Annotated in this window: 3 protein-coding genes; all 3 read right to left on the bottom strand. The window is 32.2% G+C overall.

Annotated features, from left to right (window positions below):
- Nucleotides 1–104: 104 nt before the first annotated feature.
- The 3 genes from ABT997_RS09800 to ABT997_RS09790 are packed head-to-tail and all read right to left on the bottom strand — an operon-like array spanning nt 105 to nt 1,247.
- Nucleotides 105–239, bottom strand: a complete 135-nt coding sequence (locus ABT997_RS09800) for a hypothetical protein (protein WP_264081591.1) — start codon at nt 237–239, stop codon at nt 105–107.
- A 43-nt stretch (nt 240–282) separates the two neighbouring features.
- Nucleotides 283–621, bottom strand: coding sequence for a Cd(II)/Zn(II)-sensing metalloregulatory transcriptional regulator CadX (cadX, locus tag ABT997_RS09795; RefSeq protein WP_040802757.1), 339 nt, complete (start codon nt 619–621; stop codon nt 283–285).
- A gap of 11 nt (nt 622–632) precedes the next feature.
- Nucleotides 633–1,247: a CadD family cadmium resistance transporter gene (locus tag ABT997_RS09790; protein ID WP_002911684.1), complete on the bottom strand. Its 615-nt coding sequence runs from the start codon at nt 1,245–1,247 to the stop codon at nt 633–635.
- Nucleotides 1,248–1,402: the final 155 nt, after the last annotated feature.

Raw genomic sequence — 1,402 nt, 5'->3', positions numbered from 1 at the left:
ATCAGTCCATAAAAGAGCTGTGCCGTATGATTCATGAAATGACTACTAACTATTCCAGTAGCATAGGGCATAAATGAAACAAAAAATAAAAGATACAAATTCTTTCAAATTTCTCCCTTTTCAACTTGGCTAACTTGACCTGCATTACCTAGGTCGCTTTGCTTTAAATTATACTTTTTTCTTAAACATTTGATACGAGTAGGTATTTCTTGTGAGTAATTTTCATCAAAAAATTTCATATATAATCTCCCTATAATCATGGAAAAGTAGTAAAAATAGTTGTTATCCTAGTTGATTAAAAAAATCTCTGATTTCCTCATCTTTTATAAAATAATATATAATTTTCCCCTCTCTTCTAGTGCCCAAGATGTTTTGATTGGCTAGTTTACGAAGATGGTGGGAGGCAGATGCCATACTGAGATTTAATAAACAGGCTATATCGCAGACACAGAGTTCTTCGACGGCAAGGAGATAAAAGATGATATTTATCTGTTTATTATCGGTAAATTTTGATAAAATGCGAAGTGATTTTTGGACTTTTTCCTTTTCAAGGTAGTTCGTTGCGGTTGTAACATTTTGTTGATTTATAACATCCACTTGACAGATACTATCTTTTTTCATAATTTTTTCTCCTAGCCTAACACAGCCCATAGCATGTCAAAGCTGTTGTTTTCAATCAGGATATACATCCCCAATCCTAAATAGACAACGGCAATAAACCATCTGCTATATTTTTCCAAAGTTTCCCCAACAGAAGGGACTTGTGCTAATTTTTGGGCAGAAAAAACCAAGAGATAAATCATGACTAGAAAAGTAAGTAAAGTCACTATCAAATTCGCTAAATTTAAGGTGGTAAAATATGGGACAAAGACACCAATATTGTCAGCGCCACAACTTGCAAAAGTAATCATAGCGACTAGAAAAATCAGGTTTTTATTGTCTTTTCGCAAACCATCTTTTGCAATAGCTTCTCCATCAGAATCTCCTAAAAGCAAAACTTTGAGGCCTAGGAAAATTGGAATCAAACCGAGTAAACCTAAAATCTCTTTACTAGGAATATAATTTAAGACAAATGCAAAAAGCAAACTTAGGAATATTAGACTAACAGAGCCTAGAAATTGTCCTAAATAGATGTTAATGATGTCCTTTCTGCTTTTTCTTTTGGCAAAAAATAACATTAGGATAATAAGTAAGTCTACGGCTGTCCCAGAATACAGGATTATTGAAGTAACAATATTTTGAATCATAAAACACCTCATTCAAATATATTTTTGAATGTATTCTAACATTAACCTTTGTAGATGTCAACTTAAAATCCACCAATTAATAATTGCATGTCAATATTTGTATTGTGAAACTAGTTTCAGAAATATATAGTCTTAAAGTATGTCCACTGCCAATG

The organism is Streptococcus australis (genome assembly GCF_040226615.1).
GTDB classification, from domain to species: domain Bacteria; phylum Bacillota; class Bacilli; order Lactobacillales; family Streptococcaceae; genus Streptococcus; species Streptococcus australis_E.
The sequence above is the reverse complement of the archived record's forward strand: the minus strand, read 5'-3'. Positions and strand labels throughout refer to the sequence as shown.